24 protein-coding genes are annotated in these 26,701 nt (G+C 66.2%); 12 read left to right on the plus strand and 12 right to left on the minus strand.

Going from position 1 to position 26,701, the window contains the following annotated elements; all coding sequences use genetic code 11:
- Positions 1 to 20: 20 nt before the first annotated feature.
- The 9 genes from ABRP17_RS15550 to ccmA are packed head-to-tail and all read right to left on the minus strand — an operon-like array spanning position 21 to position 6,799.
- A complete protein-coding gene (locus ABRP17_RS15550) occupies positions 21 to 1,025 on the minus strand; it encodes a cytochrome C biogenesis protein (RefSeq protein WP_349986238.1) in 1,005 nt (334 codons plus the stop codon).
- Positions 1,022 to 1,513, minus strand: coding sequence for a cytochrome c-type biogenesis protein (locus ABRP17_RS15555; protein WP_372486815.1), 492 nt, complete (start codon positions 1,511 to 1,513; stop codon positions 1,022 to 1,024). Before ABRP17_RS15555 ends, ABRP17_RS15550 begins: the two co-directional genes overlap by 4 nt.
- Complete coding sequence (locus ABRP17_RS15560) at positions 1,491 to 2,108, minus strand: DsbE family thiol:disulfide interchange protein (protein ID WP_188326822.1); 618 nt, start codon at positions 2,106 to 2,108, stop codon at positions 1,491 to 1,493. The genes ABRP17_RS15555 and ABRP17_RS15560 overlap by 23 nt, the downstream gene beginning before the upstream one ends.
- 14 nt (positions 2,109 to 2,122) lie before the next feature.
- The gene (locus ABRP17_RS15565) at positions 2,123 to 4,042 is read right to left on the minus strand and encodes a heme lyase CcmF/NrfE family subunit (protein WP_188326823.1); all 1,920 of its coding nucleotides are present in this window, start codon (positions 4,040 to 4,042) and stop codon (positions 2,123 to 2,125) included.
- Positions 4,043 to 4,504 (minus strand): cytochrome c maturation protein CcmE, encoded by a 462-nt coding sequence (gene ccmE, locus ABRP17_RS15570; RefSeq protein ID WP_192081392.1) that lies wholly within the window; start codon positions 4,502 to 4,504, stop codon positions 4,043 to 4,045.
- On the minus strand, positions 4,501 to 4,677 hold the full coding sequence (gene ccmD, locus ABRP17_RS15575) for a heme exporter protein CcmD (protein ID WP_188326825.1): 177 nt from the start codon (positions 4,675 to 4,677) through the stop codon (positions 4,501 to 4,503). Before ccmD ends, ccmE begins: the two co-directional genes overlap by 4 nt.
- Positions 4,674 to 5,423, minus strand: coding sequence for a heme ABC transporter permease (locus tag ABRP17_RS15580; RefSeq protein WP_188326826.1), 750 nt, complete (start codon positions 5,421 to 5,423; stop codon positions 4,674 to 4,676). The genes ccmD and ABRP17_RS15580 overlap by 4 nt, the downstream gene beginning before the upstream one ends.
- Before the next feature lie 48 nt (positions 5,424 to 5,471).
- The gene (gene ccmB / locus ABRP17_RS15585; protein ID WP_188326827.1) at positions 5,472 to 6,167 is read right to left on the minus strand and encodes a heme exporter protein CcmB; all 696 of its coding nucleotides are present in this window, start codon (positions 6,165 to 6,167) and stop codon (positions 5,472 to 5,474) included.
- The gene (gene ccmA, locus ABRP17_RS15590) at positions 6,164 to 6,799 is read right to left on the minus strand and encodes a heme ABC exporter ATP-binding protein CcmA (protein WP_192094554.1); all 636 of its coding nucleotides are present in this window, start codon (positions 6,797 to 6,799) and stop codon (positions 6,164 to 6,166) included. The genes ccmB and ccmA overlap by 4 nt, the downstream gene beginning before the upstream one ends.
- A gap of 129 nt (positions 6,800 to 6,928) precedes the next feature.
- Here ccmA and ABRP17_RS15595 point away from each other — a divergent pair, with 129 nt between their 5' ends.
- The 3 genes from ABRP17_RS15595 to ABRP17_RS15605 all read left to right on the plus strand — a co-directional run bounded on the left by ABRP17_RS15595 (position 6,929) and on the right by ABRP17_RS15605 (position 9,448).
- On the plus strand, positions 6,929 to 8,077 hold the full coding sequence (locus ABRP17_RS15595; RefSeq protein ID WP_188326829.1) for a pyridoxal phosphate-dependent aminotransferase: 1,149 nt from the start codon (positions 6,929 to 6,931) through the stop codon (positions 8,075 to 8,077).
- A gap of 29 nt (positions 8,078 to 8,106) precedes the next feature.
- Positions 8,107 to 8,919 (plus strand): amidohydrolase, encoded by an 813-nt coding sequence (locus ABRP17_RS15600; RefSeq protein ID WP_188327234.1) that lies wholly within the window; start codon positions 8,107 to 8,109, stop codon positions 8,917 to 8,919.
- A 91-nt stretch (positions 8,920 to 9,010) separates the two neighbouring features.
- The gene (locus ABRP17_RS15605) at positions 9,011 to 9,448 is read left to right on the plus strand and encodes a hypothetical protein (protein ID WP_188326830.1); all 438 of its coding nucleotides are present in this window, start codon (positions 9,011 to 9,013) and stop codon (positions 9,446 to 9,448) included.
- 109 nt (positions 9,449 to 9,557) lie between these two features.
- Here the strand turns inward: ABRP17_RS15605 and ABRP17_RS15610 are convergent, their stop codons facing one another.
- From ABRP17_RS15610 to ABRP17_RS15620, 3 genes are read right to left on the minus strand one after another with little or no spacing between them, the layout of a single operon-like run.
- A complete protein-coding gene (locus tag ABRP17_RS15610) occupies positions 9,558 to 11,285 on the minus strand; it encodes a pseudouridine synthase (protein WP_349986241.1) in 1,728 nt (575 codons plus the stop codon).
- Positions 11,278 to 12,180, minus strand: coding sequence for an SMC-Scp complex subunit ScpB (gene scpB, locus ABRP17_RS15615; RefSeq protein WP_188326832.1), 903 nt, complete (start codon positions 12,178 to 12,180; stop codon positions 11,278 to 11,280). The genes ABRP17_RS15610 and scpB overlap by 8 nt, the downstream gene beginning before the upstream one ends.
- Before the next feature lie 13 nt (positions 12,181 to 12,193).
- Positions 12,194 to 13,087, minus strand: coding sequence for a ScpA family protein (locus tag ABRP17_RS15620; RefSeq protein ID WP_188326833.1), 894 nt, complete (start codon positions 13,085 to 13,087; stop codon positions 12,194 to 12,196).
- A gap of 641 nt (positions 13,088 to 13,728) precedes the next feature.
- Here ABRP17_RS15620 and ABRP17_RS15625 point away from each other — a divergent pair.
- From ABRP17_RS15625 to ABRP17_RS15665, 9 genes are all read left to right on the plus strand, one after another.
- Positions 13,729 to 14,028: a YciI family protein gene (locus tag ABRP17_RS15625; protein ID WP_188326834.1), complete on the plus strand. Its 300-nt coding sequence runs from the start codon at positions 13,729 to 13,731 to the stop codon at positions 14,026 to 14,028.
- Entirely contained in the window at positions 14,025 to 14,303 is a 279-nt protein-coding gene (locus tag ABRP17_RS15630) for a BolA/IbaG family iron-sulfur metabolism protein (RefSeq protein WP_192094555.1), read from the plus strand. Before ABRP17_RS15625 ends, ABRP17_RS15630 begins: the two co-directional genes overlap by 4 nt.
- 145 nt (positions 14,304 to 14,448) lie before the next feature.
- Positions 14,449 to 15,504, plus strand: a complete 1,056-nt coding sequence (locus ABRP17_RS15635) for a LacI family DNA-binding transcriptional regulator (RefSeq protein WP_188326836.1) — start codon at positions 14,449 to 14,451, stop codon at positions 15,502 to 15,504.
- Between the two features lie 74 nt (positions 15,505 to 15,578).
- Positions 15,579 to 18,641 (plus strand): TonB-dependent receptor domain-containing protein, encoded by a 3,063-nt coding sequence (locus ABRP17_RS15640; protein WP_192081390.1) that lies wholly within the window; start codon positions 15,579 to 15,581, stop codon positions 18,639 to 18,641.
- 238 nt (positions 18,642 to 18,879) lie between these two features.
- A complete protein-coding gene (locus ABRP17_RS15645; protein ID WP_188326838.1) occupies positions 18,880 to 20,484 on the plus strand; it encodes a glucoamylase family protein in 1,605 nt (534 codons plus the stop codon).
- A 61-nt stretch (positions 20,485 to 20,545) separates the two neighbouring features.
- Positions 20,546 to 21,823 carry a sugar ABC transporter substrate-binding protein gene (locus ABRP17_RS15650; RefSeq protein WP_349986252.1) on the plus strand — a complete coding sequence of 426 codons (1,278 nt, stop codon included), beginning with the start codon at positions 20,546 to 20,548 and terminating at the stop codon, positions 21,821 to 21,823.
- On the plus strand, positions 21,820 to 22,701 hold the full coding sequence (locus ABRP17_RS15655) for a carbohydrate ABC transporter permease (RefSeq protein ID WP_188326839.1): 882 nt from the start codon (positions 21,820 to 21,822) through the stop codon (positions 22,699 to 22,701). The genes ABRP17_RS15650 and ABRP17_RS15655 overlap by 4 nt, the downstream gene beginning before the upstream one ends.
- Positions 22,698 to 23,534 carry a carbohydrate ABC transporter permease gene (locus ABRP17_RS15660; RefSeq protein WP_188326840.1) on the plus strand — a complete coding sequence of 279 codons (837 nt, stop codon included), beginning with the start codon at positions 22,698 to 22,700 and terminating at the stop codon, positions 23,532 to 23,534. Before ABRP17_RS15655 ends, ABRP17_RS15660 begins: the two co-directional genes overlap by 4 nt.
- Positions 23,531 to 26,698 (plus strand): discoidin domain-containing protein, encoded by a 3,168-nt coding sequence (locus ABRP17_RS15665; protein WP_372486817.1) that lies wholly within the window; start codon positions 23,531 to 23,533, stop codon positions 26,696 to 26,698. The genes ABRP17_RS15660 and ABRP17_RS15665 overlap by 4 nt, the downstream gene beginning before the upstream one ends.
- The last annotated feature ends 3 nt before the right edge of the window (positions 26,699 to 26,701 follow it).

Raw genomic sequence — 26,701 nt, forward strand, 5'->3', positions numbered from 1 at the left:
CGGGCCGTCGGCGGACCGTGTCACCGCAGCTGCAGCTGCAGCTCGCCGGACTGCGGCAGCTGCACGGTCACCGGTTCGCTTTCCAGGTCACCCTCGGTGTGCGACGCCGTCCCTGCGCGCGACAGGCGGGCCAATACCTCCACGCGTGCGTGGGCAGACAGCGGCTGGGTCGGCATCGGGCTGTCGGCGTCGCTGAGCGTGACGCTGGACGGCAACGCGTCAAGGGGATAACGGCGCACCGCCACCGGCATCGGCGGGCCTCCGGGGGCACGCGCCAGTACGAACAGGGCCGTGCCCTGCGGCCACTGCGCGGGATCGAAGCCAGCGGGCAGCGCAATGCGCACGCTCAGCAGCGGATCGGCGTTTCGCTGTGCCGGGTCCGGGCTGGTAGCGGGTGCCTCGGTGCCGGCCGCGGCGCGTGCGATCGCCAGCTGCTGTTCCAGTGCCGTGGCCGCACCGGGCTGCAGCCGCGGCAACAACGCCGCCCACACCTCGACCGCTTCTGCATCGCGCCCGCGTTGGCGCAGCGCGATGCCCAGCAGCCAGGCGGCGCGCTCGGCGTCGGGTTGCACCGTCAGTGCATGCTGCAGCCACTGCAGTGCCGTGTCATCGAACCGCTTCGCGGCGTCGGCCTGCGCGCGTGCCTGTGCCGCTTCGACCAGCAGACCGGCATCATCCGGTGCCAGGGCGGCCGCACGGGCGAACGCATCGGCCGCCGCCGTATTCTGGCCAAGCTCGCTGCGTGAGCGGCCCAGCAGTGCCCAGCCGTCGGCGCGCTGTGGCTCGCGCTGCAGCGATGCCTCCAACGCTTCCACGCCTTGTCGAAGATCGGCCATGGACGGTGCGGCGGGCTGCTGCGCCGCGCGTGGATCGCCGACCAGCAGGTACAGGCTGGCGCTGACGATACCCAGACTGAGGCACGCCGCCATGAAGCCGGTGCGCCCGCGCCGTCGCAACGGCCAGAGCACGCAGGCGGCCAGCACGACGCCGGCCAGCCCGGACAGCAGGACAAGCCAGAGCGTCACCAGCCATCTCCGCGTGCGTCATCCACCACCACGGCGCTGCCGCGACGGCGCACCAGCCGCCACAACAGCACGCCGCCGCCGAGCAGGAACAGCAGCGGCCCGCCCCACAGCAACCAGGTGCCCGGTTGCAGGGTGGGTTGATAGAGCACGAACTCACCGTAGCGCTGCACCAGGAACTGCTTCACTTCGGCATCGTCATGGCCCTGGTGGATGAGCTCCAGCACTTCGCGGCGAAGATCCTGCGCGATCTGCGCGTTGGAATCGGCCAGCGACTGGTTCTGGCACTGCACGCAGCGCAACTGCGCGGCCAAGGCATGGAAGCGCGCCTCTTCGGCGGCATCGGCGAACTGCAGCGGGCGCGCATCGTGCACCGGCTGCTGCGCACGCGTGGCGGTGCAGAACAGCGAGGCCACCAGCAGCACGGCCATCAGCAGGCCGTTGGCGAGCAGGCCCAGGCCGCGGCGGTCAGGGCGTGGCGCGCAGCGCATTACCGGCATCGGCCTGGGCCTTTTCGATCTGTTCCAGTGCCGGGATCAGCTTCTGGTCGACGACGGCCTGGGTCATCGCACCACTGTATTTCCAGCGCACCACGCCACTGCCGTCCACCAGGAAGGTCTCCGGTGCGGCGGTGATGCCCCAGTCGATCGCGGTGCGGCCTTCGATATCGCTCAGCACCACCATGAACGGGTTGCCCAGCTGCTCCAGCCAATGCAGTGCATCGGTGGGCTCGTCCTTCCAGTTGTAGCCGATCACGCGCACGCGCTTGCTTTCGGCAAAGCGGGTCAGCACCGGATGTTCTTCGCGGCAGGCCGCACACCAGCTCCCCCATACGTTCAACAGGTACGGTGCGCCCCGCAGTTCTTCGCTGCGCACCCTAATGTCCGGGTCATGCAGCACCGGCAGGCTGAACGCCGGTGCCTGCTTGCCGATCAGCGGCGAGGGCAGCACATCACGCTGTGGATCGTCGCTCTTCATCACCCCGTACACCATCAGCCCGAGCAGGCCGAAGAAGAACAGCACGCCGATCACGATGGCTACCGGCGGCAGCGGGCGGGAGGGGCGGGGGGCAGGGGATTCGGACATGGACAACACAACTCCTAACGACGACGGAAACGACGATCAGCCGCAGCAACCAGGCCACCGAGCGCCATCAACAGCGCTCCGAGCCAGATCCAGCGTACGAACGGCTTGATATGCACGCGTACGGCCCATGCATTGTTGCCCAGCGGTTCGCCCATTGCTACGTACACGTCACCCGACAGCCGCGCATCGATGCCGGCTTCGGTCATCACCTGCCCGCCGCTGGCGTACAGGCGTTTTTCCGGGTGCAGCAGGGCCAGCTCACGCCCATCGCGGAACACGCGCAGGTGGCCGCGGTCCGCGCTGAAGTTCGGCCCCTCGCGGTGGTCCACGCCTTCGAAGCGGATTTCGTGGTCACCCACCACCACGGTCTGTCCCGGTGCGAGGGCCACCTCGCGTTGCACGTTCAGCGCCTCTACCAGCAACGCGCCGGCCAGGAACACCGCGACCCCGGCGTGGCCCAGCAGCATGCCGACCATCTCGGCAGTAAAGCGGCCGTTGCCGCGCAGCCGCTGCCAGATGAAGCGTGCAGTGCCGAGTCCCACCCAGGCGGCCGCGCCCACGCCCAGCCCGACCTTCCAGCCATTCTGCGGTGCGTGCCACCAGGCGACGGCCGCCAGCAGCACGGCCAGCAGCAGCCACGGGGCCAGCAGCGCAAGTGCGCGCGACGGCTGGTCGCGCTGCCAGTTGACCAGCGGTCCGAACGGCAGCAGCAGCACCAGCGGCGCCATCAACAGCAGGAACAGACTGCCGAAGTAGGGGGGACCCACGGAAATCTTGCCCATGCCCAAGGCATCGGCCAGCAGCGGATACAGCGTGCCCAGCAGCACCATGGCGCAGGCACAGGCCAGCAGCAGGTTGTTGGCCATCAACAGGGTTTCGCGCGAGGTCGCGGTGAAGCCTCTGCGTGGATCGGCACTGTCCACGCCCATGCGGCCGGCGCGCAGCACGTAGAGCAGCAGCGCACCGCCGACCAGGATGGCCAGGAACAGCAGGATGAACATGCCGCGCGACGGATCGGCAGCAAACGAGTGCACGCTGGTCAGCACGCCGGAGCGCACCAGGAACGTACCCAGCAAGGACAGCGCAAAGGCGGTGATCGCCAGCAGCAGCGTCCAGCTGGCGAACGTTCCGCGCTTCTCGGTCACTGCCTGCGAATGGATCAGCGCCGCGCCGGCAAGCCACGGCATGAAGCTGGCGTTCTCCACCGGGTCCCAGAACCACCAGCCGCCCCAGCCGAGTTCGTAGTAGGCCCACCAGCTGCCCAGTGCGATACCCAGGGTCAGGAACGCCCAAGCGACGTTGGTCCACGGCCGCGTCCAGCGCACCCAGCGCGTGTCCACGCGACCGTCCAGCAGCGCAGCGACCGCGAAGGCGAACGGTACCGAGAATCCGACATAACCCAGATACAACATCGGCGGATGGATGATCAATCCGGGGTCCTGCAGCAGCGGATTGAGGTCGCGGCCTTCCAGCGGCGCCGGAATCAACCGGGTGAACGGATTGGAGGTGAAGATCAGGAAGGCGAGGAAGCCCACGCTGACCAGACCCATCACCGCCAGCACGCGCGCCTGCACGTCGTCGGGCAGCTGCCGCGAGCCCAGCGCCACCGCACCGGTCCATGCCGCCAGCACCAGCGCCCATAGCAGCAGCGAGCCCTCATGGGCACCCCACACTGCGGACCAGCGGTACACCATCGGCAGCAGGCTGTTGGAGTTCTCCGCGACGTAGCGGACGGAAAAATCCTGCTGTACGAAGGCGGCCGTCAGCACCGCGAACGCCGCGAGCACCAGCACCAGTTGCGCGAACGCGGCAGGCCGGGCGACCTGCATCCAGCTGCCGATGCGGCGATGCGCACCCACCAGCGGCAGGCTGGACTGCAGCAGCGCGGCCAGCAGGGCCAGCAGCATCAGGATCTGTCCGAGTTCGGGCAGCACTCAGCGCACCTCGGGCACGGGCACGGGCACATCGTGCTTCACGTGCGCCTCGCCCATCTTGTCGGCCAGTTCCTTCGGCATATAGGTTTCATCGTGCTTGGCCAGTACTTCTTCGGCGACGAACTGGCCGCCCTGCAGACGTCCGGTGACCACCACGGCCTGGCCTTCGCGGAACAGATCGGGCAGGATCTGGTCGCTGCGCACGACGAGGTCCGCATCGCCATCGGTCACGGTGAAATGGGCGACCAGCGAGCCAGGCTCACGGGTCAGGGAACCCTTGGCGACCATGCCACCCAGTCGGAAACGCTCGGCATTGCCGTTTTCGCCACGCAGCACTTCGGCCGGCGTATACAGATAGGCCACGTTGCGCTGCAGGGCCATCGCCACCAGCGCGGTGGCCAGCCCCGAAGCGGCCAGCAACAGCACTACCCATAGCAGGCGACGGCGGCGCTGCGGGTTCATCGCTCCAGCTCCAGCGGCCCGGTCGCGGCACTGCGCCGCGCGTCCTGGCGTTGCTGGCGCTGCCGTGCGACCTGCAGGGCCCGGCGCAGGCGCAGGCGCGAGCCGATGGCATCGACGACCAGCAGGCCGACGAATACCGCATAGGCGCCGACGACGTAACCGAGATAGCTCATGGCGCGCCTCCCAGCTGGCGTTGTACCCAGTCCTTGCCGGCCTCGCGCTGCAGGTTGTCCGCACGCGCCTTGGCCAGCAGCGAGCCGACGAACCACAGCTTGGTGCCGATGACCATCAGCCACAGCGGCAACTGCATGCTCGCATCCAGTGTGGACGGCCCGAACAGGCGGATCGTCTGGCCCTGGTGCAGGCTGCCCCACCAGTCCACCGAATAGCGGATTACCGGTAACAGGGCAACGCCGACGATGGCCAGCAGCCCCGCGGCGCGCGCGGCATTGCGCCGGTCTTCGATGGCCATGTACAGGCCGATCACCCCGAAATACAGGAACAGCAGGATGAGTTCGGTGGTCAGCCGCGGATCCCAGTCCCACCACGTACCCCACATCGGCCGGCCCCAGATGCTGCCGGTGAGCAGGGTGACGGCGGTGAAACCGGCGCCGATCGGCGCGCAGGCCATGGCCAGCACTTCGCAGATCTTGATCTTCCAGATGAGCGCGATGGCGGCATACAGGGCCATCAGCGCGAACACGAACAGGCTCATCCACGCGCTGGGCACGTGCACGAACAGGATGCGGAAGCTGTCGCCCTGCTGGTAGTCGGCGGGCACCACGAACAGCGCCTGCCACAGGCCCAGGGCCAGCACCGGCAACGAGGCGATGAGGAAGAGACGGGACCAGCGACGAGCGAAGCGGTCGAAGGTGGGCGGCGAGCCGAGTTGGTGGAACCAGCGGACGATCGGTTGCATGCGGTAGCGGCTATCCCGGGTGGTCGGTGTGGCTCGGCTCAAGAACAATCAGCTCAACGAGATGCGGATCGCCGCTGCCGTGGCCAGGGGCGCCAGCACCAGCGCGACCACCAGGCCGGCGGCGAGCATCAGCAGCGCACCCAGCGGATCCTGGCCGCGTGCGGCGGCGGCGACACTGCCTGCACCGAACACCAGCACCGGTACGTACAGCGGCAACGATAACAGTGCAACGAGGATACCAGAGCGTCGGATGCCCACCGTCAGTGCGGCGACCATGCCACCGATCAGGCTCAGCAGGGGGGTTCCCAGCAGCAACGATGCCAGCAGCATCGGCCATTGGTCATGTGGCAGATGCAGCATTTCCGCCAGCAGCGGACTGATTACGATCAACGGCAGGGCGGTGGTCAGCCAGTGCATCAGCACGCGGACCAGCACCAGCCAGGACAGCGGTACCGGGGCCAGCAGCCATTGCTCCAGCGAGCCGTCTTCGGCATCGGAACGGAACAGCGAATCCAGCGCCAACTGGCCTGCCAGCAGCACCGCCAGCCACAACACGGCCACCGCATTGGCCGCCAGCACCTGCGGATCGCGGCCCAGCGCCAACGCGAACAGCACGACGACCAGCAGGGCGAAAAGCACCGGTTGCAGCGCATCCCCCCGCCGCCGCCAGACCAGACGCAGGTCGCGGCTGGCAAGGGCGCGCGCGGTCTGCCACAGGCCAGGTTCGGTGCCCGGGGCGATCATGCGATCACCTGCAGCGGCAACTGCAGTTGGCGCGTCCGCACCGGCGGCGCAGCGTAGGCACCGTGGGTGGTGACCAGCGCCGCGCCACCGCCGCGCAGGTGGGCGGAAATCATCCGGTTCACCAGGTTGATGCCTTCCAGATCGAGGTTGGCGTAGGGCTCGTCCATCAGCCACAACGGTGCCGGCGACAGCCACATGCGGGCCAGCGCCAGCCTGCGCTTCTGCCCAGCGGAAAGATGCCGCACCAGGGTGTTTTCATATCCGGCAAGGCCCACCACGGCCAGCGCACTGCCCGGCATCTGGCGCGCGCGCCGCCCATGCAGCCCGCACAGGAAGTGCAGATTTTCCAGGGTATCCAGATCCGCCTTCAGCGCGGGAAGGTGGCCCAGGTAGGCGACGAAGTGCGCACGTTCGGCGATGCCTGCGGCGCGTCCATCGATCTCGACCGTGCCTGCCGCCGGGCGCAGCAGCCCGGCCAGCACACGCAGCAAGGTGGTCTTGCCGGCGCCGTTGTCGCCCTGCACCAGCAGGGCCTCGCCTGCATCGACATGGAAGTCGAGCGGACCAAACACCGTTTCTTCGTCGCGGGAAAAACACAGGCCACGGGCGGCCAGCAGCGCAGGGGTATCCAAGGGGCGATTCTCTGCGCCGAACACGGGCCCCGATTGTAAAGGGTAGTGACGGCCGCGCGTCGGTAGTGACGGCCGCTGGCCGTCAAGGCGCTACACTCACATGCCTGTCTTCCAACCCCGCACAGGCCGATGCAACCGCAGACCAAGCTGCCCAAGGTGGGCACCACCATCTTCACCGTGATGTCCCAGCTGGCAGCCGAACACGGCGCCGTGAACCTCGGCCAGGGCTTTCCCGACTTCAGCGCGCCGCAGCGGCTGATCGATGCCACCACGGCGGCCATGGCCGACGGTCTCAACCAGTATCCGCCGATGACCGGCGTGGCGCCGCTGCGCCAGGCCATCGCGCAGAAATCGCTGGACCTGTACGGCGCGGAGGTGGACCCGGATACGGAAATCACCGTCACCAGCGGTGCCACCGAAGCGATCTTCAACGCCATCCACGCCGTGGTGCGTGCCGGCGAAGAGGTGATCGTGCTCGACCCGGCGTATGACTGCTACGAGCCGGCGATCGATCTTGCCGGCGCGCGCGCGGTGCACGTGCCGCTGGATCCGCATACCTTCGCCGTCGACTGGGATCGCGTGCGTGCGGCGATCACCCCGCGCACGCGGATGCTGATGGTCAACACACCGCACAATCCGTCCGGCGCGATGCTCGATGCGGCGGACATGCAGGCCCTGGCCGATCTGCTGCGCGGCACGGACATCTATCTGATTTCCGATGAAGTGTACGAGCACATCATCTACGATGGCCGTCGCCACGAGTCCGCCCTGCGGCATCCGGAGCTGCGCGAGCGCGCGTTCGTGATCTCCAGCTTCGGCAAGACCTACCACTGCACCGGCTGGAAGATCGGCTACGCCATCGCCCCGCCCGCAATGAGCGCGGAATTCCGCAAGGTGCACCAGTACAACACCTTCACCAGTTTCGGCCCGGCACAGTATGGCTTCGCGGCGATGATCCGTGACGAGCCGGAACACCACCTGCAGTTGGGGGCGTTCTACCAGGCCAAGCGTGACCGCTTCCGTGAGCAGCTGGCGCAGACGCGCCTGCAGGCGCTGCCGGTGCCGGGCGGTTACTTCCAACTGGTGGATTACTCGGCGATCAGCGACTTGCCGGACCATGAATTCGTGAAGTGGCTGACGATCGAAAAAGGCGTGGCGGCGATTCCGCTGTCACCGTTCTACGAAACGCCGCCGGCCGGCCAGCGCATCGTGCGTTTGTGCTTCGCCAAGAACGAAACGACGCTGGATGCGGCCATCGAACGGTTGGCACGGCTGTGAGCGCGGTGCCGACGAACGCACAGGGTGCTGTGCAGGACCTGCGTATCAGCCTGGTGCAGGGCGACACGCGTTGGCACGATCCGGCCGGCAACCGCACGTATTACGGTGACCTGCTGTCGCCGCTGGCGGGCCGCACCGACCTTGTGGTGCTGCCGGAAACCTTCACCAGCGGCTTCTCCAACGAGGCGATTGCGCAGGCCGAAGACATGCAGGGGCCGACCGTCGCTTGGATGCGCCAGCAGGCCGCGCAGCTGGATGCGGCGGTGACCGGCAGCGTGCAGCTGCGCGAAGGCGAGGCGGTCTACAACCGGTTGTTGTTCGCCACGCCCGATGGCGAGGTGCAGCAGTACGACAAGCGCCACCTGTTCCGTTACGGCGGCGAGCATGAGCGCTATGCCGCCGGCCGCGAGCGCCTGAGCGTGCAGTGGAAGGGCTGGCGGATCAATCCGCAGGTCTGCTACGACCTGCGCTTCCCCGTGTTCTGCCGCAACCGGTACGACGTGGAGCGGGCAGGGCAGTTGGACTTCGACCTGCAGCTGTTCGTGGCCAACTGGCCCTCGGCGCGTGCCTATGCCTGGAAGACCCTGCTGCGTGCGCGTGCGATCGAAAACCTCTGCTTCGTCGCCGCGGTCAACCGGGTGGGCGTGGACGGCAACGATCTGCACTATGCCGGCGACAGCGCGGTGATCGATTTCCTGGGCCAGGCGCAGGTGGAGGTGCGTGAGGTCGAACAGGTCGTGACGACCACGCTGTCGGCCGGTGCGCTGGCGGCACACCGCGCCCGTTTCCCGGCGATGCTCGATGCCGATGCCTTCGTGCTGGAGCAGCCGACGGCTGACTGAACCACAGGACGCGGATGGCGCAGCTGCCCCTGTCCGGAGGAGGGGGGCACTGCTAGATTTCGCGCATTCCACAACGCGGAGCACCCCTATCATGAAGTCCACCGTTTCCCTGCTGCTCGTGCTCGCTGCCTCTGCTTTCGTCGCGCCCGCCGCGCAGGCAGCGGGCAACATCGAATGCAACCTGCGCTACGACATGTCCGGTTGGTCGGTGTTCTACAAGACGGCGTCCGGTACCGGCACGATCACCTGCGACAACGGCATGACGATGCCGGTCAAGCTCAAGGTCAAGGGCGGCGGGCTGACGATCGGCAAATCGAAGATCGTCGATGGGACCGGCCGCTTCAGCGGCGCGTACTCGCCCAATGATCTGTTCGGCACCTATGCCGCCGTTGGCGCACATGCGGGCGTGATCCGCTCCAGCGGTGCAGCGGCGATGACCAAGGGCGACATCTCGCTTGCCTTGGCCGGCACCGGCAAGGGCTGGGACCTGGGCATCGACGGCACCGCGTTCACCATCGAGCGCCGCTGAAAGACACGGTAGTGACGGCCGCTGGCCGTCAAGATGGGATCGTTTGACGGCCAGCGGCCGTCACTACCCGACACAAAAAACCCGGCCGCGAGGCCGGGTTTTTTATTGATCAGCCGCCGCGCGGGCCGCCGCCACGTCCGCGGTTGCCACCGGGGCCACCCGGACCGCGATTGCCGCCACCGGGGCCGCCGGGACCGCGATTGCCGCCACCGGGGCCGCCGGGACCACGATTGCCGCCACCGGGACCACCCGGCCCCCGGTTGCCGCCGGGGCCACCCGCCGAGCGGTTACCGCCCGGGCCACGGTTGCCGCTGGCCGGACGGGCACTGCCGTACGGGCTGAAGCCTGGGTTGGCATGATCGGACGGGAATGACGGGGCGTTGCCCGGATGCCCGTAGGGATGCTTGTTGCCCTGGCCACCCTGGCCCTGGCCGCCGCGGTTGCCACCGGCGCCGGCACCCGGTGACTTCGGCTTGGCATAACCGCCACGAGCGCCTTCACCCTGGCCCTGGCCGTAACCGCCACCCTGGCCTGGACCGCGCGCACCCGGACCCCGGGCACCCGGACCACCGGGACCGCGCGCGCCGGGGCCACCGGGACCACGGGCACCCGGACCGCGGGCAGCGCCCGGGCCGGCATTGCGGTGTCCACTCGGGCCGGTGCTGACGCCGTCCGGCACATACCAGCTGCGGAACGCAGCCGGGTTGCCTTCCGGCAGGCCACGGTCGTTCTTCTGCGGGCGGGCCTTGAACGGGCGCTGCGACTGCTTGGCAGCCGCTTCACCGCTGACCGTCAGGCCGCCCTTGAAGCCGCCACCCGGCTTGCCGCCGCGACCGCGGCCGCGGTCTTCGCGCACGTTGTCGAAGCGGCGCAGTTCGCGGCCTTCATCGGCGGTGTTGTGGCCATTGACGTAGGCCGTACCCCGACCCCCGTCACGGCCGATGCGCACCGTGGTCTTGGCAGCGCGACGCTGACCGATCACCGGCTGCAGCGTCAGCGCCGAGGGCGCGCCTTCTTCCAGCTTCAGGTCGGCGCGCAGGGCGTCGACCTGTGCGGTCGTCAGCTCCACGGAATGACCACGGACCAGTTCGCGGGGCAGGCTGACCTTGCCGTAGCGCGTGCGCTTCAGCCGGCTCACCTGGCAGCCCTGGGATTCCCACAGGCGACGGACTTCGCGGTTGCGGCCTTCCTTCACCACCACGCGGAACCAGTCGTGGGAATCGGTGCCGCCGATGCGTTCGACTTCGTCGAACTTGGCCGGGCCATCTTCCAGTGCCACGCCGCGCTGCAGGCGCAGGATGGTGTTGTCGTCGACCTTGTCCTGGCCTTCCGGGGCACGCACGCGCACCACGTACTCGCGCTCGACTTCGAAGGACGGGTGCATCATGGCGTTGGCCAGCTCACCGTCGGTGGTCGCCAGCAGCAGGCCGGTGGTGTTGATGTCCAGTCGGCCGACGGCGATCCAGCGTGCGCCCTTCAGTGCCGGCAGCGACTCGAACACGGTCGGGCGGCCTTCGGGATCTTCGCGGGTGGTCACTTCGCCTTCCGGCTTGTTGTAGACCAGCACGCGCGATGGCTCGGCCAGGGCGGTGGCGACGAAGCCGCGGCCATCCAGCTCGATACGGTCGCCGCTGCGCACGGACATGCCGGTCTGCGCGACTTCGCCATTGACCTTGACCAGGCCCTCGGCGATGCGCTGTTCCAGCGCGCGGCGCGAGCCCAGGCCGGCCTGCGCCAGCACCTTGTGCAGGCGCTCTTCCAGCTTGAACTGTTCGGAGGTGGCTTCACGCTTCAGCGAGAGCTTGTTCAACGAAGGCTTACGGGGGGTGTCACTCATTAACTTTGGCTCCAGCCGACGTTTCGTCATCGGCCTCTGGTTCGGAATCGGCTAGGTCAACAGCCACGGTCGTCATCGCGACGGCGTTGTCTTCGCTTTCGTTCACTGGCGCCGCGCGCGTTCCCGGCGCGGTTTCGGGGTGCCCGTTTTCGGTGGGCGAAGGTGCTTGCTCATCAGGGTCCGCCGCCACGGGAGCGTCGGATGAATCGGGTGCGGCATCGGCGCCATCGGCGGCCAGGGTGCCTTGGTCGTCACTGCCATCGGCGGCAGTGTCATCGTTTGCGGCCAGGTCCGGGCTGCCTGCACTGGCCGTCAGGGGCGCGTCGGGCTGCCCATCCGCGCCAAGCGGCAACTGCGGTTCCAGGTCGGCCAGGTCGCGCAGCTCGGACAGCGGCGGCAGCTCGTCCAGCCGCTTCAGGCCGAAGTAATCCAGGAATCCCTTGGTCGTGCCGAACAGGGCCGGCCTGCCGGGCACGTCGCGGTGGCCGACCACGCGGATCCATTCGCGCTCTTCCAGGGCCTGGATGATATTGCTGCTGACCGCTACGCCGCGCACCTGCTCGATCTCGCCGCGGGTGATCGGCTGCCGGTAAGCGATCAACGCCAGGGTTTCCAGCGTGGCACGCGTGTAACGGGTCTTGCGTTCGGTCCACAGCCGGCTGATATGGCTGTGGACTTCAGCGGTGACCTGGTAACGGAAGCCGGAGGCGACCTCCACCAGTTCCACGCCGCGTTCCGCACAGGCCTCACGCAGGTATTCCAGCGCGCGCTCGACACTGCCGGCCGGTGCCGGCTCGTCTTCCGGGAACAGCTCCTTGAGCTGCACCAGGGTCAGCGGCTGCGCAGATGCCAGCAGGGCGCCTTCGACGATACGGTTGATCAGCGGTTGATCCATCGGCAGTTCGGGCTCACTCAGCGTCGTTGTCGTCGAATTCGCTGCTGAAGGACAGCGGCTCATTGGTGTTTCCCGCCGCCAGCGACTTGACGTAGATCGTCGCCAGCGGGGCTTCCTGCACGATATCCAGCAGTTGCTCCTTGGCCAGTTCCAGCATTGCCAGGAAGGTGACCAGCACGCCGAGTTTTCCTTCCTCGGCGCCGAACAACGACTCGAACCGGTAAAACACGCCTTCGTCCATGCGGCCCAGCAGGTCGCCCATCCGCTGGCGCACACTCAGCGCCTCGCGTTTGATCGCGTGGCCGCTGAACAGCTCGGCGCGCTTGAGCACGTCATGCAGCGCCATCAGCATTTCCTTCAGGTCCACCGGCGGTGGCAGCTTTATCGCTGCACGATCGGGGACGAAGGCATGCACCACGGTGGTGTCGCGGTCTTGCCGGGGCAGGCTGTCGATATCCTCGGCCGCCTGCTTGAAACGTTCGTACTCCTGCAGCCGACGCACCAGCTCCGCGCGCGGATCGGCCTCGTCGCCGTCCTCGCTGATCGGCCGCGGCAACAGCATCCGCGACTTCACTTCGGCCAGTATCGCCGCCATCACCAGGTATTCCGCGGCCAGCTCGAAACGCAGCTCGCGCATCACGGTGATGTATTCCACGTACTGCCGGGTGATCTCGGCGACGGGGATGTCCAGCACGTCAAGGTTCTGGCGGCGGATCAGGTACAGCAGCAGGTCCAGTGGTCCCTCGAACGCGTCGAGGATGACTTCCAGTGCATCCGGCGGGATGTACAGGTCCTGCGGTATCTGCAGGACCGGCTGCCCATGCACCACGGCCAGCGGCATTTCCTGCTGCTGTGGATGGGGCGGCCGGGTTGACGGATTCGCGCTGGGCGCGGTTTCAGAGGTCATCTAGGGACATCAGGATTGCAACGGACCGGTCGCGGTACCGCGCAGCGCCAACAGGAGATGACCTGACAGGCGATCGCGGGAACCAGGACACGCCGGAGTCGGCGCGATTCCACACATCAATGAAGCAGGACGCACCGCATCTGCGGAAGCGACGAAACTACGGGGAGGTCGTCTACATGGTCTGGTCGGGGGCAGCGGATCGATCATCGGGGGCTTGTAGGGCCACTGATCCGACGGGACGCTGCGTCCAGCCACGTGCAACACGTGCAATGGAAGTAGGTTACGGCTTTGCCTGGCTGCTGTCCAGCGTGCGCGGGGCAGGGGGGCGAACGGGCTGAGCCCCCTCGCGACTGGCTGGAGCAGAAGCGGGTTATGGGGGCGGGCCGGGCGGGTGGGGGCAGGGGGACCCGGCGCAAGTACATCCATGTAGCCTTGTTTCCGCCCATCCATGGGCTCCAACAGTCCCCCTGCCCCCACCCGCCCGGCCCCCTGACCGGCTACGGGCGCCGCCGGTCGCGGATGAAGAATAAAAAAAGCGATAGAGCGATAAGGCGGTGGCGCCGCGCCGTGGTCGGCGGCGCTGTTCCCGCTGGGGCTAGAATCACCGGCGATTCCCGTCCCGGGACAGTGAGGAGACAACCATGTGGTACGTGATCGAAGGCTATGACGCTCCGGATGTCCTGCCGGCGCGTCTGGAGGCGCGGCCTGCGCATCTTGCGCGGCTGCAGGCCCTGGTGGAGCAGGGGCGCTTGTTGGTGGCCGGCCCGTGCCCGGCAATCGACAGCGAAGATCCCGGCCCGGCAGGATTCAGCGGCAGCGTGGTGATCGCCCAGTTCGATTCGCTGCCGCAGGCGCGCGCGTGGGCCGATGCCGATCCTTACGTGGCCGCTGGCGTGTATGCGCGGACCGATGTCCGCCCGTTCCGGAAGGTGCTGCCGTGAGCAATGCGGAACGGGTGGAGCGTATTCGTGCGGCACTGCAGCAATCGCTGGCCCCTGTGCACCTCGATGTCGAGGATGACAGCCACCGCCATGCGGGCCATGCAGGGGCCCGTGACGGGCGCGGTCACTTCAACGTGCACGTGGTCAGTACCGCCTTCGAAGGCATGGGCGCACTTGCGCGGCATCGGGCCGTGTACGCTGCCGTTGGCAGCATGATGGATACCGATATCCATGCGTTGTCGATCAACGCACAGACCCCGGCCGAGGCTGGCTGATCCCTGTCCGCTCTTGTCCCGTGGCGTCGTGGTGACGTCCCGCCAGGACAGCGGGCGGACGTCGAATGACAATCAGGACTAACGGAGTGTTTACATTGGACATTGGAAACGCTTACATTCCGCGCCAAGCCGAATGGCTCAAGTCGTGGAGGGCGACTTCGTGAACAAGGCAGCGATCACCATCAAGGATGTCGCACGGGAAGCCAAGGTCTCAGTGGCCACGGTTTCGCGCGCGCTCAACGGACACGAAAATGTCGCCGAGCCGGTTCGCCAGCTGGTGCTGGAGGTGGCTGCGCGCCTGCGCTACACCCCGCATGCGGCGGCGCGCAGTCTCAGCAGCCGCCGCACCAATACGGTGGGCGTGGTGCTGCCTGATCTTTACGGCGAGTTCTTCTCCGAATTGATGCGTGGCATCGACCAGATCGCCCGTGTGCGCCGCCAGCATCTGCTGGTGTCCAGTTACCACGGTGACCAGGAACAGCAGGGTGCAGCGCTGCGCGCGATGCGCGGCCGCGTGGATGGCCTGCTGGTGCTGTCGCCGTATGCCGAAAGCCCGGGTTTCCTGACCGACAATCTGCCGCAGTCGTTGCCCACCGTTCTGATCAACACCTATCTGCCCGACCAGGACCACCCTGTGTTGAGCATCGATGACCATGCCGGTGCGGTGGCGATGACCCGCCATCTGCTGGACGTCGGTCACCGACGCATTGCATTCATTTCAGGCCCGGACTCCAACTACGATGCGCGCGAACGCCTGCGAGGCTTCCGTGACGCGCTCACTGCCTTCGGCGCGCAGGCGCAGGGGATCGAGTTGCCCGGTGATTTCGACGAAGCTTCCGGCCATCGTGCCGGTCAGGAGTTGCTGGCAGCGGGGACGCTGCCCGACGCGGTGTTCGCAGCCAACGACATGATGGCGCTGGGGTGTCTGTATGCGTTCGCGCAGGCAGGACTGAAGGTGCCGGACGATGTGGCGTTGGCCGGATTCGATGACATTCCGCTGGCCCGTTTCGTTCACCCGTCTTTGACGACGATGCAGGTGAGTATCGCCGAGCTTGGTGACATGGCGATGACGCGCCTGATGCAGTTGATGGATTCAAAAACCACGGAAGGAGCGGGCGACAAGCAGACGCTGGTGCCGCGACTGATCGTGCGTGATTCAAGTAAGTGCAAGCCCAGGAACGAGACGCCATCCGGCCGCTGAAGCCGGAGGCATTACCTTTTTGTTTGACATGAAAGGGGCGGCCATGACGGTCGCCACCACCCCCGGAGATTTTCATGATGCATCTCAATAACCATCGTCGGATGCCGGCTCGCCGCCTGCTGACCTGTGCCCTGGCCAGTTGCCTGGTGTTCGCCGCTGCCCCGGACGTGATGGCCCAGTCGGCCAACGCGAGCCTGCGTGGCCAGGTCGCTTCGGCACAGGCCGGCAGCGAAGTGGTCGCCACCAACGTGGCCACCGGCACCGTGCGTCGCGGCACTGTCCGCGCCGACGGCAGCTACTCGCTGATGGGCCTGGACCCGGGCACCTATGACGTGGTGGCCAACGGCCAGACGCAGAAGGTCACCGTGACCGTGGCCTCGACCGCGACGCTGAACTTCAGCGGCGCCCAGGCGGCTGCGCCGGCCGATGGCAGCGCGACCAACCTCGATGCGATCACCGTCGTGGCACCGACCCTGTTGCAGGAAGTGCGCACCTCTGAAGTCGGCAAGACCGTCAGCCTGCAGCAGATCCAGACCACCCCGCAGGTGTCGCGCAACTTCCTGGAATTCGCCGACGCGGTTCCGGGCCTGATCTTCACCCGTGATGCGAAGGGCAACACCTCGCTGCGCGGCGGTGCCACCAACTCCGACGGCACCAACGTGTACATCGACGGCGTGGGCCAGAAGAGCTACGTCAAGGGCGGCGGCGTGGCCGGCCAGTCCGGCAGCGCCGGCAACCCGTTCCCGCAGCTGGCGATCGGTGAATACAAGGTCATCAGCGGCAACTACAAGGCCGAATACGGTCAGGTCTCCAGCGCGGCCGTGACCGCAGCGACCAAGTCCGGTACCAACGAGTTCAAGGGTGAAACCTTCTACCGTTACACCAACGAAGACATGCGCGCCAAGACCCCGGCGGAGCGTCAGCCGGGCCAGAGCAAGGAAGCGTCGGCCGAGAAGGAATACGGCTTTGCATTGGGTGGCCCGATCATCCAGGACAAGGCCCACTTCTTCGTGACCTATGAAGCCAAGCGCTTCGACCTGCCGGTCACCATCGCCCCGGAAGGTTCGGTCACCAACCGCGTCGGCCTGCTGCCGGCAGACGCCGCCGCCGGCCTCGGCCCGGCCAGCCAGCCGTTCCAGCAGGACCTGATCTTCGCCAAGATCGACTTCGAGCCGACCGATAACGATCGCATCGAACTGAGCTTCCAGGATCGCGACGAGACCCAGCAGCAGTTCAGTGGTCAGACCGCGCCGGAAGCCGGCCGTGAAGTGGTCAACACCGACCGTCGTTATGCGCTGCGCTGGAACCACAGCGGTGAGCGTTTCTACAACGAAATGATGCTCACCCACGAAGACTCGTTCAACAATCCGACCCCGCTGACGCTGGCCAACGGCTTCACCTACACCGCACCGGACGGCACCGAAGACCGCACCCTGGTGAAGATCGGTGGCGCATCGGCGCTGGATTCGCAGGTAAAGGGCCAGAAGGGCTGGGCGATTGAAGACAACCTGACCCTGGATGGCATCACCTGGAATGGTGACCACACCATCAAGATGGGCGCCAAGTACAAGGAAATCGACCTGTACGCATCGGATGCGGCACAGATCAACCCGGCGTTCACCTATACGCTGGGCGATCCGGACTTCCCGTCCGACATTCCGTACAAGGCGCAGTTCGTCAAGCCGGTGACCGGCGTGTCGGGCGTGTCCGGCGAAGTGCGTTCGAAGTCCAAGCAGATCGGCCTGTTCATCCAGGACGACTGGCAGGTCAACGACCACCTGCAGCTGAACCTCGGCCTGCGCTGGGACTACGAAAAGACCCCGGCCTACCTGGACTTCGTGACCCCGCAGGCAGTGGTCGACGCGATCTACTCGCAGGATCCGCGCGCTGCTGCTGGCCAGACCTACGCCGATTCGCTGGCGCTGGGTGGCCTGGACATCAGCCAGTACATCAGCACCGGCAAGAACCGCAAGGCGTTCAAGGATGCCTGGCAGCCGCGCATCGGCTTCTCGTACGACATCAACGCCGACGAGCAGCACGTGTTCCACGGCGGTGCCGGTCGTTCGTACGATCGCGACCTGTTCGACAACCTGCAGCTGGAAACCACCAAGCTGGCCCTGCCGCAGCCGACCATCTACTTCCGCAATCCGAACACCGGCACCTGCCTCAATGGCCAGGCCGCCTGCTATGACTGGAACCCGAACCTGCTCAACGGCATCGGCAACCTGCAGTCGCTGGTCGGTTCGACCAGCAATGCCGGCCTGGAAGTGGACCTGCTGAACAACAATCTGAAGGTGCCGTACTCCGATCAGTTCAGCTTCGGCATGAGCAACCAGGTCGGTGACTGGCTGACCGATGCGACCATCTCCCGCACCCTGAGCTACGACGGCTTCGCCTTCACGCTGGGCAACCGTTACCCGACCGGTCAGTTCTTCGATGACCCGCGTCTGTGCGGTGGCTCCGACCCGGGCCTGAGCCAGGCCTGGAGCTGCAACGTGCCGGGCTTCGGCAGCCTGATCATCGGCCAGCAGGGCATCAAGACCCGCGCGACCCAGCTGCTGCTGTCGGCGCAGAAGCCGTTCACCCAGGAAAGCGGCTGGGGCTCCTCGATCGCTTACACCTGGACCACCGCGCGCCACAACCGCGACATCAATGAGAAGTACGCGTTCGACCGTGGCCTGATCGAGGACTACCCGACCATCCGCTCCAACGGCGCCCCGCGTCACCGCCTGGTGGTCACCGGTTCGTATGCCGGCTTCTGGGGCATCACCTTCGGCGGCAAGGTCACCCTGGCCACGCCGACCGCGGTGAACGATTGGTACCCGGTGACCCAGTCGACGGGCTTCGACCTGCCGACCCCGGGCGCCGCAGTGCCCAACGGCAACGGCAAGTTCCTGCTCGGTGGCAAGATCTTCGGCTACCGTTCGGTCGACCTGCAGGCGACGAAGACGTTCAAGATGGCGCACGAGACCGAGCTGTACGCTCGTATCGACATCATCAACGTGTTCAACTTCGACAACTTCTCGAACTACAACTACACCAAGACCAACGGCAAGTTGCTGGCCAGCTACAACGAGACCGGCGACATCGTCGGTACCCCGCGTCAGGTGAAGGCCGAAGTCGGCTTCCGCTTCTGATCCAGGGGAGTTGAGAGGAACCGCGGTGCCGCCTTCGGGCGGTACCGTGGGCAGGCAATGGCGGATCTTCGGATCCGTCCATTGTCCAGCCCGCTGCCAGTGAGGGGGCAGCGGGCTGGGCAATGATCCATCGGTCCCGACCACCGCAGGTGGTTTTTTTCGGGGCAGATATGTAAACGATTTCAAGTCATGGGACGTTATGCTCTGTACTCTTGAACAGCAAAAAAGGAAGGGGCCGATGCGGGTACGCCACGTGTTGACTGTCGCGTTGTTCGGCCTGGCCACCGTCGGCTGCAAGCCACAAGCGGCGCCGGAGCCGGTCAAGCCAGCCCCCCAGGTGATCCTGGTCGAGGCGGACCTGCCGCCGCGGCCGATGAAGCCGGAACTGCCGCCGCTGTTCGATGACATCGAGCGCCGCACGTTCCAGTTCTTCTGGGATACCACCAACGAGATCAACGGGCTCACCCCGGATCGCTATCCTTCGCGTCCGTTCGCCAGCATCGCCTCGGTCGGTTTCGCGCTGACGGCGTACCCGATCGGCATCGAAAATGGCTGGGTCAGCCGCAACCAGGCGGTCGAGCGCACGCTGACCACCCTGCGATTCCTGCGCGACGTGCCGATGGGCCCGCAGCGCACCGGCAAGGGCGGTTACAAGGGCTTCTATTACCACTTCCTGGACATGCAGCAGGGGCAGCGTTACGACAGCTGGGTCGAGCTGTCCTCGGTGGATACCGCGCTGCTGATGATGGGCGTGCTGTTCGCGCAGTCGTATTACGACGGTGGCGACAGCCGTGAGAAGGAAATCCGTGACATCGCCGACACCCTGTACAAGCGGGTGGACTGGCCGTGGCTGCAGGAACGCGCCCCGCTGATCTCGATGGGCTGGTTCCCGGAAAGCGGCACCATCGAACACGACTGGATGGGCTACAACGAGGCGATGATCGTCTACATCCTGGCCTTGGGGTCGCCCACCCATCCGGTCAGCCCGGACGCGTGGACGGTGTGGACACGGACCTATGACAACGACTGGGGCGTGTATCAGGGCCAGGAGTACCTGTCCTTCGGCCCGCTGTTCGGTCATCAGTACAGCCACGTCTGGATCGACTTCCGTGATATCCAGGATGCGTACATGCGCGAGCGTGGCAGCACCTATTTCCTTAACAGCCGTTCGGCGGCGCTGGCGCAGCGCGAGTACGCCATCAGCAACCCGATGAACTGGAAGGAATACGGCCAGAACGTGTGGGGCCTGACGGCCAGCGACGGGCCGCAGAACACCACGCAGGAGTATCGCGGCGAGCAGCGCCAGTTCCGCCATTACTCTTCGCGTGGCGCGGGCCTGCGCGAGAATTTCGACGACGGCACGATCGCCCCGACTGCTGCGATCTCGTCGATCGTGTTCGCCCCCGAAGAGGTGATCCCGGCCACCCAGGAAATGCACAAGCGCTTCGGTGACTACATCTATTCCAGCTACGGGTTCCTGGATTCGTTCAACCCCAGCTTCAACTACGACATCCCGATCAAGACCGGGCGGATGGTGCCCGATCGCGGTTGGGTGGCCAGTGATTACATCGGCATCGACCAGGGCCCGATCCTGACCATGATCGCCAACTACCGTAATGATTTCGTGTGGGAGGTGATGAAGAAGAACCCCCACATCCGCAAGGGGCTGGAGCGCGCTGGATTCAGCGGCGGCTGGCTGACCCCCGAAGGCGAGCAGCAACCGCTGCAGCTGGAGAAGGACGAACAGGCCGCCGGCGCACGCGCTGTTGGTATTGCAGAATCGCGCGCTGCCGCGGCACAGGAACAGAAGAATGCATCCCGCAACAACAACCCCGGCAAGTAAGCCGGTGGCCGCAGTGAAATCCGTCGCCCGGCGTTGGCGCCGTGCCGCCGTGCTGGTCGCCATGCTGGCGCTGGCCGGCTGCGGTCGGCAGGACGAGGGCACCACGGTGCGCTTCTGGGCAATGGGGCGCGAAGCCGAAGTAGTGGCCGAGCTGATCCATGAGTTCGAAGCGGAAAACCCGGGTATCAAGGTGGATGTGCAGAACATCCCGTGGACGGCGGCGCATGAAAAGCTGCTGACCGCGTTCGCCGCCGATGGGCTGCCCGACGTCTGCCAGCTGGGAAACACCTGGATCCCCGAGTTCGCCGAACTCAATACGCTGGTCCCGCTGCAGCCCTACATCGACCGCTCCAGCGTGGTTAAGCCGGATGACTATTTCCCCGGCATCTGGGACACCAACGTCATCCACGACGAAGTGGTCGGCGTGCCGTGGTACGTGGACACGCGCCTGCTGTATTACCGCAAGGACCTGCTGGCCAAGGCCGGGCACGATGCGCCGCCGCGCACCTGGGCCGAGTTCGAGCAGCAGATGGCCGACATCAAGAAGATGCAGGGCGCGAACCGCTATGCGGTGCTGATGCCGATCAACGAGTTCGAGCAGCAGCTGTCCTTCGCCCTGCAGCAGCCCGATCCGTTGCTGCGCGACGATGATACCCGTGGCAATTTCCGCAGCCCGGGCTTCCGTCGCACGCTGGGCTTCTACGCCAACATGTTCGAGATGGGCTGGGCGCCGAAGATGTCCGAAACCCAGATCTCCAATGTCTGGGATGAGTTCTTCCGCGGCTTCAATGTGTTCTACATCTCTGGTCCCTGGAACATCCGTGAGTTCAAGAAGCTCGAACCCAAGGAGCTGGCGGGCCAGTGGGGCACGGCCGCGCTGCCGGGTCCGGACGGCCTGGGTGCTGGCATCGCCGGGGGCACCAGCCTGGTGATCTTCCGCAAGTCGCAGCAGAAGGAGGCGTCATGGAAGCTGATCGAGTTCCTGTCGCGTCCGGAAATCCAGGCCCGCTTCCATTCCATCATCGGTGACCTGCCGCCGCGTCGCAGCACCTGGGAAGCGCCCTCGCTGGCCAATGACCCGCTGGCGGCTGCGTTCCGTGACCAGCTCGAGCGCGTGAAGCCTACGCCGAAGGTGCTGGAGTGGGAGCGCATCGTGCAGGAAATGCGCATCGTGACCGAGAAGGTCGTCCGCGGTGGACAGGCGCAGGATGCGGCCGTGACCGAACTGGATGATCGCGTGGACAAGGTGTTGGCCAAGCGTCGCTGGATGCATGAGCAATCGTTGCAGGAGGCACCGCCGCAGGGCGATGCATCGGCGGTCGAAGGAGGCCTGCCATGAACCGTTCTTCCCTTGCCGGCTGGATCTTCGCCGCACCGGCGGTGATCGTGCTGGGCGTGTTCTTCGGCCTGCCGGTGGCTTCGGCGCTGGCGCTGAGTGTCACCGATTTCGACCTGTATTCGCTGGCCGACAGCAGCAACCTGCGCTTTGTCGGGCTGGGCAACTACATCGACCTCCTGCAGACCCCGATGTTTTGGAAGTCGCTGTGGAATACCACCTACTTCGTGGTGATCGGCGTGCCGCTGTCCATCGCGGTGTCGCTGGGTGCGGCCATCCTGCTCAATGCACCGGCCGCCCGCTTCAAGGCGCTGTTCCGCACCGCGCTGTTCGCCCCGGTGGTGACCACCCTGGTGGCGGTGGCGGTGATCTGGCGTTATCTGTTCCATACCAGCTACGGGCTGGTGAACTACGGCCTGGGCCACATCGGCATCAGCCCGATCGACTGGCTGGGCGACCCGAACTGGGCCATGCCGACCATCATGCTGTTCGCGGTGTGGAAGAACTTCGGCTACAACATGGTGATCTTCCTGGCCGGCCTGCAGGCGATCCCGCATGACCTGTACGAGGCGGCGCGCATCGATGGCGCATCGCGCTGGAAGCAGTTCCTGCACATCACCCTGCCGATGCTCGGCCCGGTGCTGCTGGTGGTGGGGGTGATCACGGTGTCCGGCTACTTCCAGCTGTTCGCCGAACCCTACGTCATGACCCGCGGCGATCCTTTGCAGAGCACCGTCAGCGTGCTGTATTTCATGTTTGAAGAAGGCTTCAAGTGGTGGAACCTCGGCCGCGCGTCGGCGGTGGCGTTCCTGTTGTTCCTGATCATCCTGGCGGTGACGTCGGTGATGCTGCGCTTCGGGCGCAAAAGGCAGATGGTATGAGTCGCGAAATCGGCCAGTCACGCTGGCACGGATGGTGGATCAACGGCGGGCTGCTGGTGCTGGCGCTGGTCAGCCTGGCGCCGCTGTTGTGGATGGTCTCGGTGTCGGTGATGCCGGCTGGCGAGGCCACCACGTTCCCGCCGCCGCTGACCCCGTCCCACATCACCTTCGCCAACTACCACGAGCTGTTCGCACGGACCGGCATGGGCGTCAACTTCGCCAACAGCCTGCTGGTGTCGGTGTCCATCACCCTCGGTTCGCTGTTGATGAACACGATGGCCGGGTATGCCTTCGCCAAGTTGCGGTTCGTTGGCCGTGAGCGTCTGTTCCAGGTGCTGATGGCGGCCCTGGTGATCCCGGCACAGGTGGCGATGCTGCCGCTGTTCCTGCTGATGAAGCAGCTGGGCCTGGTCAACAGCTTCGGCGGGGTGATCGTGCCGGCGCTGGCCACGGTGTTCGGCATCTTCCTGGTGCGCCAGTACGCGCGCTCCATTCCGGATGAGCTGCTGGAAGCAGCGCGCATGGACGGGGCAGGGGAGCTGCGGATCTTCTTCCAGATCGTATTGCCGATGCTCAAGCCGGTGCTGGTGACACTGTCGATCTTCACCTTCATGGGCGCCTGGAACGACTTCATGTGGCCGCTGATCGTGCTGACCGACCAGGAGCACTACACGCTGCCGGTGGCGCTGGCGACATTGTCACGCGAACACATCATGGATGTTGAGATGATGATGGCCGGCGCGGTGGTCACCGTGATTCCGGTGCTGGCGTTGTTCCTGCTGCTGCAGCGCTATTACATTCAAGGTCTGATGTTGGGGAGTGTCAAAGGGTGAACCGGAAAATCATCGCTGGCCTGGCGTTGTTGTGGTCCTGCGTGGCAGTTGCTGCCCCGCCTCCTGCCGCACCTGCACCGAAGGTCATCGATGATTTCGACGACATGGGCCAGTGGAAACTGGTCCTGTCCGACCAGGTCAGTGGTTCCCTGCGCAACGTCGCCGGTGCTGGCGGCGTGCGTGCGATGTGCCTGGATTACGATTTTCACGACGTGTCCGGCTACGTCGGCGTGCGCCGCGCGCTGAACATCGAGTACCCGGCCAATTACCGGTTCGGTTTCCAGCTGCGCGGTGATTCGCCGTCCAACGACCTGCAGTTCAAGCTGATCGACGCCAGCGGCGACAACGTCTGGTGGGTCAACCGCCCGGCCTACCGCTTCCCCAAGGCGTGGACGCCGGTGGAATTCCGCAAACGGCACATCGACAAGGCATGGGGCCCTTCGCCGGAGAAGGAGCTCAAGCGCAGCGCGGCGATGGAGTTCACCGTCTACAGCAAGGTCGGTGGTCGGGGCTCGGTCTGTTTCGACAAGCTGACCCTGCAGGGCTTGCCCGCGCAGGATGATTCGCCGCTGCATCCGCAGGTGCTGACCGATACGGCGACTGCGCTGCAGGACCGGATGATCGACGGTAAATCCGATACCTTCTGGGTCAGTGGCGGGGTCAAGGAGCAGACCATCAGCCTGGACCTGGGCAAGCCGCGCGAAGTCGGCGGGGCGGTGATCGACTGGCTGCCCGGCCTGGAGGCCACGCGCTACACCGTGCGCGCATCGCAGGACGGACGTGACTGGCACACCGTGCGCGAAGTCACTGCCGGGAGTGGCGGCCGTGACTGGCTGGCCCTGCCGGAAACCGATGCCCGCTACCTGCGTTTCGACCTGCAGGGCGGCCCGAACTGGCGCTACGGCATCCGCGATATCGCGCTGAAGCCGCTGGCGTTCGCCGCCACGCCCAACGCATTCCTGTCCTCGGTGGCGGCCGATCTGCCGCGCGGTTCACTGCCCCGTGCCTATGTGGGCGAGCAGCCGACGTGGACCCTGCTGGGCCTGGACGGCGGCCGCGAACAGGCGCTGATCAGCGAAGACGGCGCGCTCGAAATGGCACGCGGCAGCTTCAGTGTCGAGCCCTTCCTGAAGCTCGACGGCAAGCTGATCAGCTGGGCCGACACCACGCCGATCCAGTCACTGCAGGACGGCTACCTGCCCGTGGCCAGCGTGGACTGGCAGCATGACAAGGCATCGCTGGCGGTGACCGGCTTCGTGCAGGGCACGCCGGATGCTTCGCAGCTGGTGGCGCGTTACTCGCTGAAGAATCCCGACAAGGTGGCCCACGAGTACACGCTCGCGCTGGCGATCCGTCCGTGGCAGGTCAACCCGCCCACCCAGTTCCTCAATACGGTGGGTGGCTTCAGCCGGATCGACAGTCTGGACGTGGAAGAGGGCCTGGTGAAGGTCAACGGCGAGCCGCGGCTGTATCCGCTGCAGGTGCCGGACGCACGCTTCGCCACCCCGTTCGACGGCAAGCTGGAGGTGATGCACCTGGCCGACGGCAAGCTGCCGACAACCACCTCGGTCAAGGACCCGACGGGCATGGCGTCCGGCGCGCTGTTGTACACCATCAAGCTCGAGCCGGGCCAGAGCCGCGAGATCGCGCTGGTGTTGCCGCAGGTCGGCAACTTCAATCCGCGCGGCTTCGATGCCGGCAAGGCACAGGCGCAGGTGGCGGCGATGTGGCGGCAGAAGCTGGACGGCCTGCAGTTGCAGCTGCCCCGCGAAGGCCAGCCGTTGGCCGATACCCTGCGCACGGCGCTGGCCCACATGCTGATATCGCGCGTGGGTCCGCGCCTGCAGCCCGGCACGCGTTCCTACGGACGCAGCTGGATCCGCGACGGCGCGATGATTTCCGAAGGCCTGTTGCGCATGGGCCGCAGCGATGCGGTGCGCGATTACGTGCAGTGGTATGCCCCGTTCCAGTTCGACAACGGCAAGGTGCCGTGCTGCGTGGACGACCGCGGCAGCGATCCGGTACCGGAAAACGACAGCCATGGCGAGCTGATCTACAACATCGCCGAGTACTGGAGTTACACCGGCGATGACGCGTTCCTCGAGGCCATGTGGCCGCACGTGGCCGGCGCCTTCCATTACATGGAGCGTCTGCGCGCCAGCGAGCGCACGGAAGAGAACCGCGCACTCAATCCGGCGTTCTACGGCATGATGCCGGCGTCCATCAGCCACGAAGGGTATTCGGCCAAGCCGATGCACTCGTACTGGGACAACTTCTGGGCGTTGCGTGGCTACAAGGACGCGGCGATCATCGCCGAGCATCTGCAGAAGATGGAAGTGCTGGCGATCACCGGCGCGCGCGATGAATTCCGCGCCGACCTGCAGGCGTCGCTGTATTCGGCGATGGAGCAGCATCACATCGATTACCTGCCCGGTTCGGCCGAGCTGGGCGACTTCGACGCTACCTCGACCACGATCGCGCTGGCACCGGGCGGCGAGCAGGGTCGCTTGCCGCAACCGCAGCTGGATAACACCTTCCAGCGCTACTGGACCGAGTTCGTCGCGCGTCGCGACGGCACGCGCGAGTGGAAGGATTACACCCCCTACGAATGGCGCAATGTGGCGGCCTTCGTGCGGCTGGGCTGGCGCGACCGCGCCTGGCAGGCCACCGAATTCTTCTTCAAGGATCGCTCGCCGCAGGCCTGGAACCAGTGGGCCGAAGTCGTCTCGCGCACCCCGCGCAAGCCGTTCTTTGTCGGCGACCTGCCGCACGCCTGGGTGGCATCGGACTTCGTCCGCTCCGCGCTGGACATGTTCGCCTACAACCGCGACATCGATCAGTCGCTGGTGCTGGCTGCCGGCGTCCCGGTGCGCTGGTTCGAAGGGCAGGGCATCGCGGTGAAGGGCCTGCGCACGCCGCAGGGCCAGCTGGACTACCGCCTGCAGCGCAGCGACAAGCAACTGGTGCTGGAGGTGCGTGCCGGCATCGTGCCGCCCGCCGGCGGTCTGGTACTGCCCTGGCCGTATGCCGGTGAGCCCGGTGCGGCCACCCTCAATGGCGAGCCGGTGCAATGGGTTGACGGCGAACTGCACGTGCATCAGGTGCCGGCGAAGATCGAGATCGAGGTCCCGGCGGCCGTGCGCCGGGCCGAGCGCAAGGGGTAACAG

Source organism: Stenotrophomonas sp. WHRI 8082, assembly GCF_040223995.2.
In the GTDB taxonomy this organism is placed as follows: Bacteria; Pseudomonadota; Gammaproteobacteria; order Xanthomonadales; family Xanthomonadaceae; genus Stenotrophomonas.

Coding starts and splice junctions, on each gene's coding strand:
- ABRP17_RS15555 (WP_372486815.1), bottom strand. CDS start 1,513: ATGCGCTGCGCGCCACGCCCTGACCGCCGCGGCCTGGGCCTGCTCGCC.
- ABRP17_RS15560 (WP_188326822.1), bottom strand. CDS start 2,108: ATGTCCGAATCCCCTGCCCCCCGCCCCTCCCGCCCGCTGCCGCCGGTA.
- ccmE (WP_192081392.1), bottom strand. CDS start 4,504: ATGAACCCGCAGCGCCGCCGTCGCCTGCTATGGGTAGTGCTGTTGCTG.
- ccmD (WP_188326825.1), bottom strand. CDS start 4,677: ATGAGCTATCTCGGTTACGTCGTCGGCGCCTATGCGGTATTCGTCGGC.
- ABRP17_RS15580 (WP_188326826.1), bottom strand. CDS start 5,423: ATGCAACCGATCGTCCGCTGGTTCCACCAACTCGGCTCGCCGCCCACC.
- ccmB (WP_188326827.1), bottom strand. CDS start 6,167: ATGATCGCCCCGGGCACCGAACCTGGCCTGTGGCAGACCGCGCGCGCC.
- ABRP17_RS15595 (WP_188326829.1), top strand. CDS start 6,929: ATGCAACCGCAGACCAAGCTGCCCAAGGTGGGCACCACCATCTTCACC.
- ABRP17_RS15605 (WP_188326830.1), top strand. CDS start 9,011: ATGAAGTCCACCGTTTCCCTGCTGCTCGTGCTCGCTGCCTCTGCTTTC.
- ABRP17_RS15610 (WP_349986241.1), bottom strand. CDS start 11,285: ATGAGTGACACCCCCCGTAAGCCTTCGTTGAACAAGCTCTCGCTGAAG.
- scpB (WP_188326832.1), bottom strand. CDS start 12,180: ATGGATCAACCGCTGATCAACCGTATCGTCGAAGGCGCCCTGCTGGCA.
- ABRP17_RS15620 (WP_188326833.1), bottom strand. CDS start 13,087: ATGACCTCTGAAACCGCGCCCAGCGCGAATCCGTCAACCCGGCCGCCC.
- ABRP17_RS15625 (WP_188326834.1), top strand. CDS start 13,729: ATGTGGTACGTGATCGAAGGCTATGACGCTCCGGATGTCCTGCCGGCG.
- ABRP17_RS15640 (WP_192081390.1), top strand. CDS start 15,579: ATGATGCATCTCAATAACCATCGTCGGATGCCGGCTCGCCGCCTGCTG.
- ABRP17_RS15645 (WP_188326838.1), top strand. CDS start 18,880: ATGCGGGTACGCCACGTGTTGACTGTCGCGTTGTTCGGCCTGGCCACC.
- ABRP17_RS15650 (WP_349986252.1), top strand. CDS start 20,546: ATGCTGGCGCTGGCCGGCTGCGGTCGGCAGGACGAGGGCACCACGGTG.
- ABRP17_RS15655 (WP_188326839.1), top strand. CDS start 21,820: ATGAACCGTTCTTCCCTTGCCGGCTGGATCTTCGCCGCACCGGCGGTG.
- ABRP17_RS15660 (WP_188326840.1), top strand. CDS start 22,698: ATGAGTCGCGAAATCGGCCAGTCACGCTGGCACGGATGGTGGATCAAC.